At 45.3% G+C, this 3,118-nt stretch carries 3 protein-coding genes; 1 reads left to right on the forward strand and 2 read right to left on the reverse strand.

All coding sequences use genetic code 11. The features are described from left to right. Positions 1-39: 39 nt before the first annotated feature. The gene (locus ACYQ2O_RS11360; protein WP_459770891.1) at positions 40-690 is read right to left on the reverse strand and encodes a cyclodeaminase/cyclohydrolase family protein; all 651 of its coding nucleotides are present in this window, start codon (positions 688-690) and stop codon (positions 40-42) included. An 11-nt stretch (positions 691-701) separates the two neighbouring features. Continuing rightward, complete coding sequence (locus ACYQ2O_RS11365; protein WP_459770893.1) at positions 702-2,372, reverse strand: formate--tetrahydrofolate ligase; 1,671 nt, start codon at positions 2,370-2,372, stop codon at positions 702-704. A gap of 262 nt (positions 2,373-2,634) precedes the next feature. Here ACYQ2O_RS11365 and ACYQ2O_RS11370 point away from each other — a divergent pair, with 262 nt between their 5' ends. Then, entirely contained in the window at positions 2,635-2,856 is a 222-nt protein-coding gene (locus ACYQ2O_RS11370; RefSeq protein ID WP_346024958.1) for a DUF378 domain-containing protein, read from the forward strand. The last annotated feature ends 262 nt before the right edge of the window (positions 2,857-3,118 follow it).

The raw sequence follows: 3,118 nt of genomic DNA on the forward strand, positions 1-3,118 counted from the left end.
ACAGCACGTTTCTCCCCATGCCCTGTTCACCATTGTGCCCTAAATAGATTCCGGCCACTCATTTTTTTCCAGAAAATATTCGATGGTCTGACGCAGCTGGCTGATTCGCTGTTTACCGGTTGACAGGCGCTCGATTGCTTTCTTCTCAAGTTCATTTCTTTCATTTTTATCTGAAAGAAGTTTCGTATTTATCGTGACATTCAAGACAGCTGTTTCAAGTACTGTCCCCATAAACAATGTCGCCACCATCAGATCATTCACGATTGTCCCTCTCATTTTCATGCGGGTCAGCTGCTCGATCAGATCGATCAAGTCGTGACTTTTTTCAAGCATCTCAAGAGGTGGCTGAGCAGCGCCTCTAATAGCTTTCTGAATTTCTTTCTGGCGTCTTTCTTTTTCATCTTCATTACCTTTGGGCAGCTTGTATGCCATCTGAACAGGCTCAAAAGCAACTGCATCATCTTTTGCCAGCTGTTCAAATGCTTTTCTCAAATCATGTGACGCTTCCAGAGCCTGTGTAATCTCTTCTGAATAATCAGCATAGGCCTTCTTGTCTTTCTGAATATCTGCTACCATGCGAACAAGAGCAGCACTCATTGAAGCAATGTAAGCAGCGGCACTTCCTCCTCCCGGTGTTCCTTCTTTCTTCCCGAGTTCAGTCAGATAGCCTTCAATCGTCAGTTCGTTCATTCCTAAGCCTCCTAAAACAGTCCGGAAATTTTGCCGTTTTCGTCCACATCCACATGTACCGCAGAAGGCACTTTCGGAAGACCAGGCATACGCATGATATTTCCTGTCAGGACGACGATGAATCCCGCCCCTGCAGACACAGTCAAATCTCTGATGTTGACATTGAAATCTGTTGGGCGACCTAAAGCAGTCGCTGTATCTGACAAGGAGTACTGTGTTTTCGCCATACAGATCGGCAGATCCCCATACCCCAGTTTTTCCAGACGTTTCGCCATCGTCTTAGCTTTTTTGCTCCATTCCGTTCCTTTTCCGCCATATACAGACTGGACGATTTTCTCTATTTTTTCTTCAATCGGGTCACTCAGTTCATAAGCGTAGCTCAGGTCAGACTCTTCTTCGGTCATTCGGACGACTTCTTCAGCCAGTTCTACTCCGCCTTCTCCGCCTTTGGCCCAGACATCTGACTGGACAACCTTGCTTCCCGTTTCTTCAATAGCTTTCCTCAGCACATCCAGTTCATTTTGAGTATCACCAGGAAAAGCATTGATCGCAACGACTGCAGGAAGAGAGAAAGTCTCCTGGATATTTTCTATATGTTTAAGCAGGTTAGGTAGGCCTTTTTTCAAAGCCTGCGTATTCTCCTGATCCAGATCCGTTTTCTTTACTCCCCCATGCATTTTAAGCGCACGGATCGTAGCAACAATGACCACTGCATCGGGTTTGATATTCCCCATGCGGCATTTGATGTCGATGAACTTTTCAGCTCCCAGATCAGCACCGAAGCCCGCTTCGGTTACGACATAGTCTGCATGAGCCAATGCCATTTTTGTGGCCAGCATACTGTTACAGCCATGAGCGATATTGGCAAATGGTCCGCCGTGGATGAATACCGGCGTATGTTCCAGAGTCTGAACCAAATTCGGTTTGAGCGCATCTTTAAGCAGCGCCGATACCGCTCCTTCAGCTTGAAGTTCTCCCAGCTTCACTGGTTCATTATCGAAGGTGTAACCGATCAGACAGTTTCTCAGTTTATCTTTCATTTCAGCCATTGAACTGGACAGACACAACACAGCCATGATTTCAGAAGCAACGGTAATATCAAACCCGTCTTCTCTTGGCATCCCGTTCGTTCGAGCGCCGATTCCGCTGACGATCGAGCGGAGCTGACGGTCATTCATGTCCATTGCCCGTCTCCAAGTCACGCGTCTCGGATCTATATTCAGTTCATTTCCCTGATAAATGTGATTATCGATCATCGCCGCTACCAGATTGTTGGCAGCCCCTATGGCATGAATATCACCTGTGAAATGAAGGTTGATGTCTTCCATTGGAATCACCTGAGCGTATCCACCGCCAGCAGCCCCACCTTTGATTCCGAAAACCGGTCCAAGCGAGGGTTCACGCAGAGCAATGGCTGTTTTCTTGCCAATTTTCTGAAGCGCGTCTCCCAGACCTACAGAGGTCGTGGTTTTCCCTTCTCCAGCTGGAGTCGGATTGATAGCCGTCACCAGGATCAGCTTGCCGTTTTTCCCCGCATGATTATGTAGTGCACTGTAATCCACTTTCGCTTTATACTTGCCGTAATGTTCAAGAGCATTGTCTTCGATTCCTAATTTCTGAGCAATGTCTCCAATCGGGAACATATCTGTTGACTGAGCTATTTCGATATCACTTTTTACCATTTTTTACCCCTCCTGCTGATGATGATAGACTGATCCATTTAACTGGACACAAGTTTCTGGAAGTGATTACACATCACTTCCGATTTTACTTTTTCAGTATAACATAGAGTGTTTATGAGCCCACTTTAATTTCTTTTTTTTATCCATTTTCACCTTTTCATAGGGGCAGGTTAAAATTATTCCCTGCTCAATGAGAAACAATCGACATTTTTCATTAAATTTCGTATGATTATAATATAAGAACATTTAGGAGGAGCTCATTTTGAAAATAATTGACCGCACGGCACTGACATTACTTATCATCGGCGGCATTCATCTATTACTTATCGGTTTGTTCGGGTTCAATGCTGTAGAAACCTTATTCGGCAATGCTGAAGAATGGGGAACACGTATCGTTTATATACTTATCGGCTTGAGTGCCTTATGGTGCTTCAAGTACTATTCCTTTACACCCCGGGGTGGCAGTCGGCTGAAAGACCGCTAACCTTCTGGACAAGCTGACTGAAAGCCCATCACCCTGTGACTGGGCTTTTTTTTCGGACATTTATTGTAAGCTTCGACCTGTTTCGGACTTAAGTAGGCCTCAGATGTTATCTCCTCACAGCCCTATGATTCCTGTTCAATCGAGTAGGGGGTAAATAATTAATTTATTTACCGTCCTCTCACACCACCGTACGTACGGTTCCGTATACGGCGGTTCAATATCTTAAGTAAGCAGACTCTGCCAGTTGGTTTAGTGAAACTAA

Source organism: Alkalibacterium sp. m-11, assembly GCF_054658155.1.